We start from the raw sequence: 13,961 nt of genomic DNA, 5'->3' as shown, positions 1-13,961 counted from the left end.
CAGAGACCGGGTGGTGGCGTCCTGGTGCTGCACTGTTCCACTACGCTCCAGGCCCGGGGCTCCGAGCACCATCACCGCTGCGCGGGAGAGGCGTCGCCGCGGCGCCGCCATGGAGCACCTCCCGGACAAGGGGCAGGGAAGGCCCAAACCTGCGATGGCGGTGCTGTCAGGCCAGGCAGGTAGGGAGTCTTCCGCCGTTGAACTCGACCATCTCCTCGAAGGCGGCGAGCACGTCCAGGGGTGCGCCCGGTTCGGCCCCGTCCAGTTCGGCGTAGGCGCGGTGCAGGTTTCCGACAATCCGTTCCGGGTCGATGAGGTCGGCATAGGGTTCCGGGTCCGCCTCGAACGCCGTCTCCAACGGGGTCCGTCCCCGTCTGCGCCCCCTCTCGGCCAGGTCCCGGAGCCAGTGGGTGTATTCGCTTGTCAGGTCGATCGCCTCGGGCCCGCAGACCGGACCGTGCCCGCACACGAGCACGCGCGCGCCGAAACCGCGCAGCCGGTCCATCGCCTCCAGGGTTCCGCTGATCGAACCCATCAAGGTGAACGGGGTACACCCGCTGAGCACGGTGTCACCCGTGAAGAGGACCCGTTCGTCGGGCAACCACACGACGACGTCGTTGGTGGTGTGGGCCGGACCGACGTAGTGCAGTTCCGCGACGCGGTCCCCGAGTCTCAGATCGACGCGGTCGGTGAAGGTTATCGTGGGAGTCACCAGACGGATGTCGCCCCAGTCGACGTTCGGCCAGAGCCGGGTCAGCGCCAACCCGGTCTCCTCGATCTCCGCCACCGCCCGGTCATGGGCGATCACTTCGGCAGAGTCGCCGAAGACGGAGTTGCCGAAGACGTGGTCGCCGTGATGGTGCGTGTTGACGATAATCCGGCGCGGCCCGGGCGCGAGAGCGTCCACCTCTCGACGCAGACCCTTCGCCCGCCGTTCGGTGGCGGCGGTGTCGACGACCACGGCCCCGCCCTCGAAGACGATCACACCGGAGTTGCTCAGGCACCAGCCCCCGTCGGGCTGGATGTGGGCGTAGGTCCCGTCGGCCACTTCCTGGACCAGGGGGGCGGCGGCCCGAGCCGCCACCCCCTTCACGAACCGTCCCGTGCACCCGAGGGAACACCGCGCGAGACGTGCGCGGCGGCCCGTTCCAGGGTGGCCCTGCTGTTGGCGCCCAACAGGTCACGGACCCGGTCGCGGGCCTGGGCCAGGGAGGTCCCGGCGCCCAGGATTCGGTCGACGGCTTCCGTCGCCAGCAGCACCGTGTGCTGGGAACGAGCCGTCGAGGACCCGTCCGGCTCGTCCTGGAAGGTCCAGATCCCGCTGTGCCCCAGAAGGAGCTCCGGCAGGACCACCTGTTTGTAGGCGATCCACGAGGGCTCCTCGCAGACACGGTGCGAACGTGTGACGTGCGCGGAGCCGTCCGCGGTCGCGGTCTCCATCTCCAGGTCCTGGATACCCGGGGTGTCCTCCCGAAGCGACACGCGCCGCACGTGGGGGAGGTGTTCGGGCCAGGCGTCGGCACGGGCCACGAAGTTGTAGACGGCCTCGGCGGGCGCCTGGACCCTCATCGTGTCCGTAAAGGTGAACAGGGCGTCGTCCAGCGCGTCCCCGAGTTCGGCGACAGCAGCGAGCGCGCCTAGTTCCCGAACGCTGTTCTTCTCGACGGCCGCCAGGAAACCCTCATGCGACCCCTCGGGCCCGTCCCCGAGGGTGAAGTCGTGCCGGAGTTCGACTTCGCTGAGTCCGGGTTCCAGGGCCCGAACCGTCCATGAGCCCGTCATCGACGTCACCGGGGGCCTGGAACGCTCCTGCCGGAAGGAGACCCGCAGCGCTTCGCGTTCCAGGGTCCGGCGTGAGGTCCACGTGGAAACCTCGCCGTTGACCAGGGCCCAGATGCGGAACCTCTCCTCGCTCTCGCTCCGCTCGATGTGCCGGAGCGCGACACTGGGCTCGAACACCGCGGGCCAGCGGGTGGCGTCCGCGACCAGCGAGTAGACGAGCTCGGCCGGGGCACGGACCTGCCGGTGATGACGTGTGGTGTGGGGCGATGGGGTCACCGCGGTCACCTTTCCGTGTCAGTGGACGTGTTCAGGAGGCCACGGGTGCGGCGTTGACGAACTCCAGAAACTGGCGCGGTGTCCTCAGGTCCGCGAGTGTCTCGTCCGGTACCTGGACCCCGTACTCGTCGGTAATGGCGGCCGCGCTCTCCATGAGTGCCAGGGAGTCGTAGCCGATCTCGTCGAAACCGACGTCGAGCAGGCTCTCGTCGAGCTGGACTCCGTCGATCTCCCCGGCGTTCTCCGCGAGCACACGGCGCAGGTCGGTGAGGGTCATCCTCGTCATGGTGGTTCCTCTCTCCGGTCGGTTGGTTCAGTTGCGCTGGTTGTTCTTGAGCAGCACCGCGCTGGTGAAGCCGCGGATTCCGCGGGCCAGGATCAGGGCGGTGCCCAGACGGGCCGGGCGGGGGCGGGCGCCGACCAGGTCGATGCCGTACTCCCGGGGGACCTCGATGTCGGTCCCGGTCGGAGGAATGCTGCCCGCGCCGAAGGCGGACAGGGCCGTCGCGGTGTCGAGCGGTCCCCCGCCGGAGCCGAGCCTGCCCACCAGGGCCTTGGGTGCGGTCACCGGAACACCCCCAGGACCGAAGACCTCCCGGATCGCCCCTGCCTCCGAAGCGTCGCCCCCGGGTTCGGCAGCGGCATCGGCGAAGACGACGTCGACGTCCTCCGGTCGAAGCCCGGCATCGGCGATGGCGGTCTCGATCACCCGCCGCAGGACGGAGGGGCTTCCCGTTCCTGACTCGGGGTCGAACCCGGAGGCGTAGCCGGCGATTTCGGCCAGCGGTTCCACCCCCCTGGCCCGCGCGTTCTCCGCCGACTCCACCAGGAGCATGGCGCCGCCCTCCCCGGGGACGTGGCCCTCGGGACTGGCAGAGAAGGGGAGGTAGGCCCGGGCGGGATCGGTCGTCCGGCTGATCCGGCCGCTGGAGATGTGCGAGGCGTAACCCCAGGGGTCGAGGGCGGAGTCGACCCCGCCCGTGACGACGATCGGAGTGCCCTTGCGAACGGTCCGGCGCGCGTGCCCGATGGCGTCCAGCCCTCCGGCTTGGTCCGCCACCAGCGCGCTGCCCGGTCCCCGCATGCCGTTGCGGATCGAGATCTGGCCGGTGTTCACCGCGTAGAACCACGCGAAGGACTCGTAGACGCTGACGGACCTGGGCCCCTGGCGCCACAGCTTGCGGAACTCGCGATGGGTGAAGGCGAACCCCCCGGTGGCGTTGGAGGTCACGACCCCCATGTCGTAGTCGGTCGTCTCCTCGGGCTGGAGCCGCGCGTCCTCGATCGCTTCGGCCGCGGCCACGAGGGCGAGCCTGGTGGAGATGTCGGTCTGAGGCAGCAGGCGTTTGGAGATGTGCTCGGCGGGCTCGAAGCCCGTGATCTGTCCGGCGAGAGTCGAGGGGTAGCCGGTCGTGTCGAATCGGGTGATCGGGGTGATCCGGCGGTCCCCCTCCACTGTCGCCTTCCAGTGCTCGTCACGGCCCAGGCCGGTGGGCGCCGCGACACCGACCCCGGTGATACAGACGGACGTGTTCACGAACGGCCTCCCTCGGCCCCTTGGAGCAGCACGGCGGTCTGGAAACCACCGAAACCGCTGCCGACACTGATCACCGTCTCCACGCGTTCGTCCCTGGCGACTCGTGGCACGTAGTCCAGGTCGCACTCGGGATCGGGGTGTTCCAGGTTGGCCGTCGGCGGGATTCCGCCCTGGTCGATCGCGAGCGCGCAGGCGGCCAGCTCGATGGAGCCGATGGCTCCGAGGGAGTGGCCGACCATGGACTTGATGGAACTGATGGGCACGGCCCGGGCGTGTTCTCCCAGGGCCCGCTTGAACGCCGCGGTCTCGTGGCGGTCGTTCTGTTTGGTACCGGAGCCGTGCGCGTTGATGTAGTCGATGTCCGCGGGGTTGGTGCGCCCCTGGTCGAGGGCGACCCGGATCGCTTCCGCCATCTCGCGTCCGTCGGTCTTGAGGCCCGTCATGTGGTGGGCGTTCAGGCGGGTGGCGTGCCCGGTGACCTCACAGTAGATGTGGGCTCCACGGCGACGGGCGTGTCCGAGCTCCTCCAGAGTGAACACGGCCGCGCCCTCGGCCAGCACGAATCCGTCACGGGTGGCGTCGAAGGGGCGGGAGGCCTGGCCCGGAGTGTCGTTCCGGGTCGTGGTGGCCTTGATCGCGTCGAAGGAAGCGACGACGATCGGAGTGATCGGGGTGTCGCTGGCTCCGGCGATCATCACGTCCGCGCTGCCCTCGGCGATGAGGTCGCACGCGTGGGCGACCGCGTCCAGTCCTGAGGTGCAACCGTCCGAGACCAGCGTCGCCGGCCCTTCGGTGCCCGCGTGCCAGGCCACTTCGGCAGCCATGATGTCGGGGGCGAGATAGCTGTGCATGTGCGGGGAGAGGTAGTCCGTGTCCATCTCCCACCGCTGCCCGGAGTCGGACAGGACAAGGTACTCGCGTTCGAGGCTGGTGGCCGCGGCCACCGCGCTGCCCAGGGAGACGCCGACGCGGTGCCGTCCGGTCTCCTCCACGTCCAGTCCGCTGTCCGCCAGTGCCTCGGCGGTACAGGCGATCGCGAACTGCGTGGCCCGGTCCATCCGTCTGACCTGCCGGGGGGTGAGCCCTTCGGCCGCGGGGTCGAAGTCGCATTCGCCCGCGACCTGGGAGCGGAAGGGCTCCGGGTCGAAGAACGATATACGGCGCGTCGCCGACCGACCCGCCATGAGGAGCTCCCAGAACTCCTTCTTTCCCACCCCTCCCGGTGCTCGGACACCGACCCCGGTGATCACGACACGACGGTTCATCAGATCCCTCCCCCTCCACGCTCAGCCGTGCTTTCGGCCTATGGTGCGAACTGATGTCCCTCACTGTGGTCGGACCCGCTTGAGACAGCCTCAAAAGGTGTTCGCGGACGGCCGGAGGAGCGGGAGAAGGAGGGGAGGGTCGGTTTTACCAGCCGTTCCTCAGAGGCCGACCGCGGCGGCGAGCAGGTCGACCTGCTCCGGGTCGGCGCTGTTCCCGGTGAAGACGAGCTCGTGACAGCCGGCCGCCTCGAAAGCTGCGACCGCCTTACGGATGTCCTCCTCCGCCGTGTAGGCGCCGTCGATGGCGTACTGGAGCCACTCCTCGCCGATGAAGGCGTAGTAGGGGCGGATCTCCTCGTCGACGATGGTCTTCGCGTCGGGCCCGAGCGCGAACATCACGGCCGCTGAGGTCGGCAACTCACCCGTGTGCCCGGCCTCCGCCCAAGCCTGCCTCGCCGGAACGGCGAACTCCGTGAACTCGTCGGCGGTGCAGTCCCCGATGACCCAGCCGCCACCGAACTCACGGATCCGCCGGAGCGTGGCTGCGGACATGCCGCCGAACATCAGTTCCGGGCCGCCGGGGGTGGCGGGGGCCGGTCCGATCTCACTGTCGCCGCCCCACACCTCCTTCATCCGGCGGAGCTGGCTGTCGAGGTCCCGGCCGCGGGCGCTGAAGTCCACGCCGGTCAGCTCGAAGTCGTCCTCGCGCAGCCCGGGGGCGACGCCCAGACGAAGCCGCCCTGGGCCCGCTATGCGGTCCAGGGTTGCGGTCTGCTTGGCGAACAGGGTGTGGTTGGTCCGCAGGGGGCCCAGGAGGACCCCGGTGGCCAGCCTGATCTCACGGGTGGCACCGGCTGCGGCGGCCAGGGTGACCAACGGCTCGGGGGTCGTGTAGACGACTCGGTCACTGACGGCGAGGGTGCTGAAACCTCGCGCTTCGGCCCGGCGGGCCCACTCGACCACGGTTGTGCCGTCGATACCGCCGCGGATGTGGCCGGGCAGTCCGATGCCGATGTCCATGTGTTCGTCTCCTCAGAGTGTTGATTTCGGGGCAAACCATTGTGGAGCGCCGTGTTCGGGGTTCAGGGGAGGCTTATGCGGTGGCGGCGGCCTCGGTGGCCCGCAGCAGCCGCACCAGCGAGGCCACCTCGGGCGGGCCGTGCTGGAACTTGCGTCCGTTCAGGGCGAAGGTCGGGACGCCCCGGGCCCCGACGGACCCGGCCTCGGCGAGGTCCGTGCGCACGTCGTCGTTGTACTGGTTCCCGCCCAGGACCTCCAGGGCCTGGCCACGGTCCAGTCCCGCTTCGGCGGCGAGGTCGGCGAGCACGGTGTGGTCGGCGATGTTGAGGTTGCGCGTGTGGTAGCCGTGCAGGAGTGCCTCGACGATCGCGTCCTGCTTGCCCAGCTCGCGGGCCCAGGCGGAGACGCGGTGCGCGTCGAACGTGTTGACCGGGTACGCGGAGTCCAACCGCAGTTCCAGACCGTCGGCCGCGCCGATCCTGGAGATCTCCGCGAAACGCGCCCGGACGTGGGCGTGGTCGCCCCCGGGGCCCGCCATGACCTCGATCGCGCTGGGGCCGGGTCGGTCGGAGAGTGCCGGGTCGAGCTGGAAGGCCCGCCAGACCACGGTGACCTGGTCGGCGTGGTCGAAGTCCGCCAGGGCGGCTTCCAGGCGGCGCTTGCCGATGTAGCACCAGGGGCAGATGACATCTGACCAGATATCGATACGCATGGAGCGTTCTCCTCGTTCGTTCGTCACAGGATCGGTTCTGTTCACTTCTCGGTGTCAGTCGTCTTCGGCTCCGGTTGCTCCGGTTTCCCGGAACTTCCGCGCCGCCGCTCCGGGATGAGCAGAGCCGTGATCGCAGAGAGCAGGACAAAGGCGCTCATGGTCAGGAAGACGGTGCTCATGGCGTTGTCCAGGCCGTCGACGTAGGGCGTGGCGATGTCCGGGTGGACGCGCTGAAGGAAGGACGTGTCGTCCAGGTCCTCCGTGGACATGCCTTCACGTACGGTGTCGACCGCAGCACGGTTCTCCGGGTCGGCCATGATCACGGGGTCCTCGACCACACGGGAGAACTCCGCGGTCGCCGACTCCTTCGTGATCTCCGTGACCGCGGCGGTGAACAGCAGGGACACGAAGAACGCAGCGCCCACGGCCCCGCCCAGCTGGCGAGTGAAGGAGTAGAGGCCGCTGGCGACACCGATGTCCTTGGGTTCGACACTCGTTTGCAGTGCGATGAGCACCGTCTGGAAGAAGAAGCCCAAACCGATACCCATGAAGGACACGACGACAACGACGAGTGCCAGGTGTGTCTGCGCGTTCATGAACGCCAGGGCCAGATAGCTCGCGCTCATGATCGCCACACCCGCGACCAGGAGCGGTTTCGAGCGCCCGGTGCGTTCGGTGACCGGCCCGCAGACGTAGGCCCCGATGGTGGTGAAGATCGACTGGGGCAGGAGCAGGAGCCCCGCCGTGGTGGGTGAGAGGCCCTGGACCACCTGGAGGTAGAGGGGCAGTACCGTCAGCGCCCCGAACACACCCATGCCGCCGAGGAAGTTCACCACGTTGACCATCGAGAACGACCTGCTGCGGAACAGCCGGGGAGGCAGGATCGCTTCGTCGGCCATCCGGCGTTCCGTCAGGAGGAAGGCGATGAGGCCGATGAGGCCGAGGGCGTACAGGGACAGGACGGTGGGCGACCACCATCCCCACTCACGGCCCTGTTCGACGGCGACGAGCAGTGGTATGACCGTCAGGACCAGCAGGAGCGCACCGATGACGTCGACCCGGCGCCGGGACCGGTTCGCGGAGGCCTGGAAGTACTTGGCCACCACGAGGAAGCAGAACAGCCCCAGTGGGAGATTGATCAGGAACACCCACCGCCAGCCGTCGATCCACAGCAGGGTGTCCATCCCGGCGAAGAGGCCTCCCCCCACCGGGCCCGCGACACTGGCGACACCGAACATCAGGCCCAGGTTCGCCTGGTGGCGGACCCTGCGCTCGGGGGTGAACAGATCGGCGGTGATGGCCAGGGCCAGCGTCATGAGGCCGCCGGCGCCCAGGCCCTGCACCGCGCGGTAGGCGGACAGTTCGTAGATCGACTGGGCGAACGCGCACAGGACCGACCCGAGGACGAAGGCCGAGATGGCCAACAGGTAGAGCCGCTTACGGCCGAAGATGTCCGACATCTTCCCGTAGAGAGGGGCCGAAGCGGTCATCGCCACGAGATAGGAGACGGTGACCCACGCCTGCCCGGTCATACCGCTGAGCTGGTCGGCGATCGTGCGCAGCGCCGTGGCCATGATCATCGTGTCGAGTGCGGAGAGGAAGACACCGATGAAGAGGCCGGTGAGGACGAAGGCGGCCGCCTTCGAGGTGGGCCGCTCCTTTTCGGCGGGCTGTGTTTCCGGCGTGCTCATGAACGGTTCCCCTCCCCGAGCGCCGACAGCGGTTCCCCGAAGGGCACGGGGTCGGCCCGCGTGGTGACCCGCTTGATCTCGTAGCAGCTGTCGTCGGTGGCCAGCACCTCGAACGCGTCCCACAGCCGAAGGGCGCGCCCGTCGTCGGCGACGCGGTCGAACACCGGGCCGAATCGACCCGGCTCACCGTTCACCGAGATTGTGGGAACACCGATGAGTTCGAGGTCCTGGTTCCCGGAGGGGACCCGTTCGTGCGATTCGAGCACGACCGCGTCCCAGCTTTGGTCGTCGGCGGCTCCGGCCAGGTCCACCGGCAGTCCGTTTTCGGACAGGGCCGCCTCGGTCACTCCCTTGAGCTCTCCGAGGGCCTTCCGCCACAGGTCCGGAGCCTGGGTGAAACCCGCCCGGATCGGGGTGAGGAGACCGTCCTCGGAGTGCAGGAGTGTGCCGAGCGCCGTGTAGAACGCGCCGACCCGTTCCGGCTCATGGTCCGCCGCGACCGCCGCGACCACCCGAACGGGCCCCTTGGTGAGTTCGAGGAGCTCGCGCACCTGGTCGGGTACTCCCGGCCCGCTGTTGAGCAGGCCCAGTCCCATCGGGTGCCAGCGGGCGCGCACGCGTTCCTGGCGCTCGACCGCGACGATCCACCTGGAGGTGATCCAGGCGTAGGGGCACAGGGGGTCGAACCAGAAGTCGACCTCGGTTGTCGGCCGACTCATGTCGCGGGCCCTTCGGTCTCAGGGCCCGCCGGGCTCCCCGACTCGGGCCGCACCGTGATGACGACCTTGCCTCTGAGGTGCCCCGTTTCGGAAAGGCGGTGGGCCTCGGCAGCGTCGGCCAGGTCGAAGGCGCCCGCGATGGGCACCTGGAGGCCTCCCCGCTCGTGCAGGGCGACGAGACCGGCCAGGCGTTCCCTGGACCGCTGGCTTCGGATGGCCCGGACACCCGTCTCCTCCACCAGGTCGAAGGAGACCAGGGTCCCGATCCGGTCGCGGTCCCCGACCAGCGCGAGCGAAGCCCGAAGCGCCTCCTCCCCGGCCGCGTCCAGAGCGACGTCGACCCCCTGGGGGGCAGCCTCGCGCACGCGTTCGACCAACCCCTCACCGTAGGCGACCGGCACCGCCCCCAAGGCGCGCAGGTGCTCATGGTTGCCGGGGCTCGCGGTACCGATAACGGTGGCGCCCAGGTCGCGCGCGATCTGCACGGCGAACGTGCCGACCCCTCCCGCCGCGGCGTGGACGAGCAGGGTCTCGTCCCGGCTGACCTTGAGCTCCTCCAGGGCTGTGTGAGCGGTCTGGCCGGAGGCCGAGAGCACCCCGGCCACCTCCCAGGGCATGCCCTCGGGCTTGGCGACGACCTGTTCCACCGGGGCCACCGTGTACTCGGCGTAGCACGAGAGCAGCTGCCAGCCGAGCACGCCGTCACCGGGGGCGAACTCGGTGACGCCCGCCCCGACGGCGTCGACGGTCCCGGCGAACTCGTTACCGAGGACCTGCGGGAAGGTGACGGGGAAACCGAATGAAAGCCCCTGGCGAAGCGCCGTGTCGAAGGGTTGGACGCCAGCGGCGCGGACCCGGACCCGGATCTCCCCCGGGCCCGGCTCGGGTGTGGGGAGTTCGACGGTTTCGAGGACGTCGGGCGCCCCGTGTGCGGAGAACGCGATTGCGCGCATCTGCTGTTCCTTAATTCAGTGCCGATGGTGAGCGATGTCGTGAACGCGGGCGGCCAAAGGACCGATGAGTCCTCGCTCCTCCGTCACACAGGCCCGGAGGTGCTCCACTCGCATCCTCGGATGTCAAGTGCACTTGATGTCAACTCGCCTGGTCCCCTTCGTCGAGTCAGCGCACGGCCAGGTTCGGGGGGCTCGGTCGAGGCCTCCTCGAACAGCCCTTGACCGTCCCCGCGCAGAATCAGCGGCATGAGAATGCTCTTTGTCGCAGGAGGAAGCGGCGGTGTGATCTTCGCGATCACCCCCCTGGCCCTGGCCGCGCGCAACGCCGGGCACGAAGTGTTCGTCGCCGCCCCGGAGAACGTCGTCGACACGGTGGCCGGAACCGGCCTGCCCTGCGTTCCAGTCACCCGTCTGACCATGCTCGACTTCATGTTCCGCGACCGGGACGGACAGCCGGTCGAGCGGCCGACGGACCTGCACGAACGGTTCATCTTCAACGGCAGGGGGATGGGCCGTTTCGCCGCGGGGAGCCTGGACGGGCTCCTCGATCTCACCGCCGCCTGGCGGCCGGACGTCGTCGTCGGCGGAGCCCTGTCGTTCTCCGCCGGGCTGATCGCCGCGCACCTGGGGGTGCCCTTCGTCCAACACGCCGTGGACATGGGCGAGCCCCGGATGATCGACCTGGCCGCGGCCGCGGAGCTCGCCCCGGAACTCCAGCGCCTGGGCCTGCGGAGCATGCCCGAGCCGGACCTGTTCGTCGACGTCTGTCCGCCGAGCCTGCGCCGGGCCGACGCCCCGCCCGCCAAGCTCATGCGGTACATCCCGATCAGTACTCAGGGGGCGGTCGAACCATGGATGTACACCAAGGGGGACCGCCGCCGGGTGCTGGTCACCGCCGGAAGCCGGGTCACCCCGGAGTTCGACCTCGACATCCTGTCCGGGTTGGCCGAGAAGGTCGCGTCCCTCGACATGGAGCTGCTGATCGCCGCCCCGCAGAAGGTGGTCTCCGAGTTGTCCCACCTGCCCGAGGAGATCCGGGTGGGCTGGTTGCCGCTGGACGTCCTGGCCCCCACCTGCGATCTCCTGGTGCACCACGCCGGGGGGAACACCATGCTGACCGGCATGGCCAACGGCGTTCCCCAGGTGGTCGTCCCCTACCTCCCCTACGTCGTCGACTACTCGACGCGGCTCCGGGACTCGGGGGCAGCGGAGATGCTCCTGCCCGGCGAGGACTCACCCGAGAACATCGCCGACGCCTGTGAGCGGGTCCTCGACGATCCGGAGTACACCCGGAAGGCGGCCGAGATCCGCACGGAGATGCACTCCCTGCCCACCCCCGCCGCCGTGCTCGAGGAGGTCGAGTCCCTGGCCGGCTGAGCGCGCCGACCAGGGCCGGGAACGGCTCAGGCGGTCGCCTCGACGATCGTGTAGCCCAGGTGGTCGCGCTCCAGGACGGACACCTGGGAAATCATCGCCCTGAACTCCTCCGCGAACTCCCGTCCGCCCTTCTCCACCACCGTCGGGTAGTGCTCGGCCACGACGCGTTCGATCCGTTCCGCCGACCGCTGCAGGTGGGGGGTGGCGTCCGTGGTCCTGACCACGGTGAACCCGGCCTCGGCGAACAGCCTCCCGTACTGCACCGCGGTCGGCAGCGCGGAAACCGTGAAACCCTCCTTGAGCACCTCACGCAGCTGGTCGGAGAGCTCAGTGCGCTCGGTGTAGTCGGACAGCACCAGGGTGCCACCGGGCTTGAGCACGCGTCGCGCCTCCTTCAGCGCCCCGGCCTTGTCGGAGATGTACATCATCGTCTCCACCAGCCACACCGCGTCGAAGGCGTCGTCGTCGAAGGGCAGCTTGGCCGCGTCAGCGAGACAGAACTCCGCGCGCTCCGCCAGACCCGCGTCCCGGGCGTTGCGCTCGGCCGACTCGACCTGCTCGGCGCTGACGGTCACCCCCACCACGTCGGCTCCGGTGGCTGCCGCGAGCCTGAGGACGGGGTGCCCGGTCCCGCAGCCGATGTCGAGCACACGCTGACCGGCCGAGACCGGGGTGCGCCCGATCAGGACGTCGGTGAGGCGGTCCTTGGGGTCCAGTTCCGGCTGCGCATCGTCCCACCAGCCGATATGCAGATTCTGACCCATGAAGATCTCGTACAGCCACCCGCGGTCGTCATAGAACTCCCCGACCTCGTCGGGACGCATGGAGTCCTGCTCACTGGTCATGCCGCGACACCTCTTCGCTGTCTGTCCGTTGGCGGCACGAGCGTGGCAGGGACCCCTCGACCCCCACTCGAAGGAGCACGGAACCGGACGTCCACCACGGCTCCAGCGCTCTTCGAATCCGGGCAGCGATGCTGACCGCGCCAGTCACCGCGCACAGAAGGAGAGAGCATGGCGGTCCCCAACGACCTCTACACCGAAGTCCTCCAGTTCTACGCGGAGCAGATGCAGGCTCTCGACAGCCGGAACTTCGCCTTCTATGCCGACACCTTCACCGAGGACGGGGAGTTCACCCACTCCCCCAACCTGCCCGCGGCCCGAGGGCCGCGGGACATCCGCAGGACGCTGGAGGACTTCCACCGCGCCAAGTTCGGTGACCAGCCGGTCCAGCGCAGGCACTGGTTCAATCACGTGGTCCTCGATGCGCTGGACGACGGCGGGATCAGGTCGACCTGTTACGCGCTCGTCATCACCACGCGCCCCGGGACCCCGCCGGAGATCACGCCGAGCTGTGTCGTGCACGACGTGCTGGTCCGGCGGAACGGGGCGCTGCGGATGCGTTCCCGCCGTGTCGACCACGACGGCGACCTCGCCGCCTCGGCGACGGCCTCGACCGTGGAGAGCGTCCGATGAGCGGCGGTGCGCGAGAGTCCGGCATCGTGGCGGCGGCCCCGGCGATCGCCGAGCTGGCGGCCGAACGCGCGGCCGCGTCCGACTCCTCTGGACGGCTCTCCCCCGACGTGGTGGACCGCCTGCTCGAGGCGGGGTTCGCCCGGCACTTCGTCCCGGAGTCCTCGGGCGGGTACGCGGGGACCTTCGGCGCCGCGTTGGAGGCGAGCGCGGTACTCGGCGAGGCCTGTGTCTCAACGGCCTGGGTCGCCTCGCTGATGGCCGGTGTCGGACGCATGGCGGCCTACCTCCCCGAGGAGGGCCGGGCCCGGGTCTGGGAGAAAGGCCCGGACACGGTCATCGTCGGCGCCCTCATGGCCACCGGCACCACCGTCCCCGCCTCGGGCGGCTACCGGCTGAGCGGGCGCTGGTCCTACGTCAGCGGTGTGGACTTCGCCGACTGGGCCCTGGTGTGCGGACGCCTTCCCGGCGAGGCGGGGACCCCAGCGTTCTTCGCCGTACCCAGATCCGAGTTCCGGACCGATCCGACCTGGGACAACGTCGGGATGCGGGCGACGGGGAGCCACTCCCTCGTCGTCGACGACGTGTTCGTCCCCGCCGGGCAGGCGTTCCCTCTCGCACAGCTCATGGCGGGGCGACCCGACGAAGGGCTGTCGCACTGCCACTCCGTGCCCCTGAAGGCCGTCAACGGGCTCACCCTGACGGGACCGATCCTGGGCGGGGCGCGCGGAGCGCTCCGCGCCTGGGCCGAGCTGTTGGACGCCAAGCTCTCGGGCGGGGTGTCCGGCCCCGTGTCCGGTGCGGTCGGTTCCTCCCATTACGAAGCGATCCTCGCCCGGGCCAGCGGTGAGACCGATGCCGCGGGCCTACTCCTCCAGCGCTGCGCGTCCGTCGCGGACTCAGCTGCGACCACCGGACTCTCACCGCTGGAGACCGCACGCGCCCCCCGTGACTGCGCGGTCGCCGCCGACCTCCTGGCCGGATCCATGGACCGCCTGTTCCGTTCCTCGGGCAGCCGCGGACAGGCATCCGAGGGGCGCCTCCAGCGTCTGTGGCGGGACGTGCACTCCGCTGCCGGTCACAGCGGTCTGCAGCCGGCGTCCTCCTCACACGCCTTCGTGCAGGTATACCGCGAGAACGCCACCCGATGACCTTCG

The 13,961-nt window shown here is 69.6% G+C and carries 14 protein-coding genes; 3 read left to right on the top strand and 11 right to left on the bottom strand.

Annotated features, from left to right (window positions below):
- Positions 1-166 precede the first annotated feature (166 nt).
- The 10 genes from ACUKCB_RS21960 to ACUKCB_RS21915 all read right to left on the bottom strand — a co-directional run bounded on the left by ACUKCB_RS21960 (position 167) and on the right by ACUKCB_RS21915 (position 9,955).
- The gene (locus ACUKCB_RS21960) at positions 167-1,093 is read right to left on the bottom strand and encodes an MBL fold metallo-hydrolase (RefSeq protein WP_473037474.1); all 927 of its coding nucleotides are present in this window, start codon (positions 1,091-1,093) and stop codon (positions 167-169) included.
- Positions 1,090-2,058, bottom strand: a complete 969-nt coding sequence (locus tag ACUKCB_RS21955) for an aromatase/cyclase (protein WP_473037473.1) — start codon at positions 2,056-2,058, stop codon at positions 1,090-1,092. The genes ACUKCB_RS21960 and ACUKCB_RS21955 overlap by 4 nt, the downstream gene beginning before the upstream one ends.
- A gap of 31 nt (positions 2,059-2,089) precedes the next feature.
- Positions 2,090-2,344, bottom strand: a complete 255-nt coding sequence (locus ACUKCB_RS21950; RefSeq protein ID WP_473037472.1) for an acyl carrier protein — start codon at positions 2,342-2,344, stop codon at positions 2,090-2,092.
- A gap of 27 nt (positions 2,345-2,371) precedes the next feature.
- Positions 2,372-3,595, bottom strand: coding sequence for a ketosynthase chain-length factor (locus tag ACUKCB_RS21945; protein ID WP_473037469.1), 1,224 nt, complete (start codon positions 3,593-3,595; stop codon positions 2,372-2,374).
- On the bottom strand, positions 3,592-4,860 hold the full coding sequence (locus ACUKCB_RS21940) for a beta-ketoacyl-[acyl-carrier-protein] synthase family protein (protein WP_473037467.1): 1,269 nt from the start codon (positions 4,858-4,860) through the stop codon (positions 3,592-3,594). The genes ACUKCB_RS21945 and ACUKCB_RS21940 overlap by 4 nt, the downstream gene beginning before the upstream one ends.
- A gap of 159 nt (positions 4,861-5,019) precedes the next feature.
- A complete protein-coding gene (locus ACUKCB_RS21935; protein ID WP_473037466.1) occupies positions 5,020-5,880 on the bottom strand; it encodes an LLM class flavin-dependent oxidoreductase in 861 nt (286 codons plus the stop codon).
- Between the two features lie 73 nt (positions 5,881-5,953).
- Entirely contained in the window at positions 5,954-6,592 is a 639-nt protein-coding gene (locus tag ACUKCB_RS21930) for a DsbA family oxidoreductase (protein ID WP_473037465.1), read from the bottom strand.
- A 41-nt stretch (positions 6,593-6,633) separates the two neighbouring features.
- Positions 6,634-8,283, bottom strand: coding sequence for an MDR family MFS transporter (locus ACUKCB_RS21925; RefSeq protein ID WP_473037464.1), 1,650 nt, complete (start codon positions 8,281-8,283; stop codon positions 6,634-6,636).
- On the bottom strand, positions 8,280-9,002 hold the full coding sequence (locus ACUKCB_RS21920; protein WP_473037463.1) for a mycothiol-dependent nitroreductase Rv2466c family protein: 723 nt from the start codon (positions 9,000-9,002) through the stop codon (positions 8,280-8,282). The genes ACUKCB_RS21925 and ACUKCB_RS21920 overlap by 4 nt, the downstream gene beginning before the upstream one ends.
- Positions 8,999-9,955: an NADP-dependent oxidoreductase gene (locus ACUKCB_RS21915; protein ID WP_473037462.1), complete on the bottom strand. Its 957-nt coding sequence runs from the start codon at positions 9,953-9,955 to the stop codon at positions 8,999-9,001. The genes ACUKCB_RS21920 and ACUKCB_RS21915 overlap by 4 nt, the downstream gene beginning before the upstream one ends.
- Positions 9,956-10,201: 246 nt before the next feature.
- On the opposite strand from ACUKCB_RS21915, the gene ACUKCB_RS21910 reads away from it, so the two are divergent.
- Entirely contained in the window at positions 10,202-11,332 is a 1,131-nt protein-coding gene (locus ACUKCB_RS21910; RefSeq protein ID WP_473037461.1) for a nucleotide disphospho-sugar-binding domain-containing protein, read from the top strand.
- A 26-nt stretch (positions 11,333-11,358) separates the two neighbouring features.
- Here the strand turns inward: ACUKCB_RS21910 and ACUKCB_RS21905 are convergent, their stop codons facing one another.
- Complete coding sequence (locus tag ACUKCB_RS21905) at positions 11,359-12,177, bottom strand: SAM-dependent methyltransferase (protein WP_473037460.1); 819 nt, start codon at positions 12,175-12,177, stop codon at positions 11,359-11,361.
- A gap of 168 nt (positions 12,178-12,345) precedes the next feature.
- Between ACUKCB_RS21905 and ACUKCB_RS21900 the strand changes: the two genes are divergently transcribed.
- Both ACUKCB_RS21900 and ACUKCB_RS21895 read left to right on the top strand, forming a co-directional pair.
- Positions 12,346-12,807 carry a nuclear transport factor 2 family protein gene (locus ACUKCB_RS21900; RefSeq protein ID WP_473037459.1) on the top strand — a complete coding sequence of 154 codons (462 nt, stop codon included), beginning with the start codon at positions 12,346-12,348 and terminating at the stop codon, positions 12,805-12,807.
- Positions 12,804-13,955 (top strand): acyl-CoA dehydrogenase family protein, encoded by a 1,152-nt coding sequence (locus ACUKCB_RS21895; RefSeq protein WP_473037458.1) that lies wholly within the window; start codon positions 12,804-12,806, stop codon positions 13,953-13,955. Before ACUKCB_RS21900 ends, ACUKCB_RS21895 begins: the two co-directional genes overlap by 4 nt.
- Positions 13,956-13,961: the final 6 nt, after the last annotated feature.

This window comes from Nocardiopsis moroccensis (genome assembly GCF_055763695.1).
Note: the sequence above shows the minus strand (reverse complement) of the source record. Positions and strands in the feature narration are given on the sequence as shown.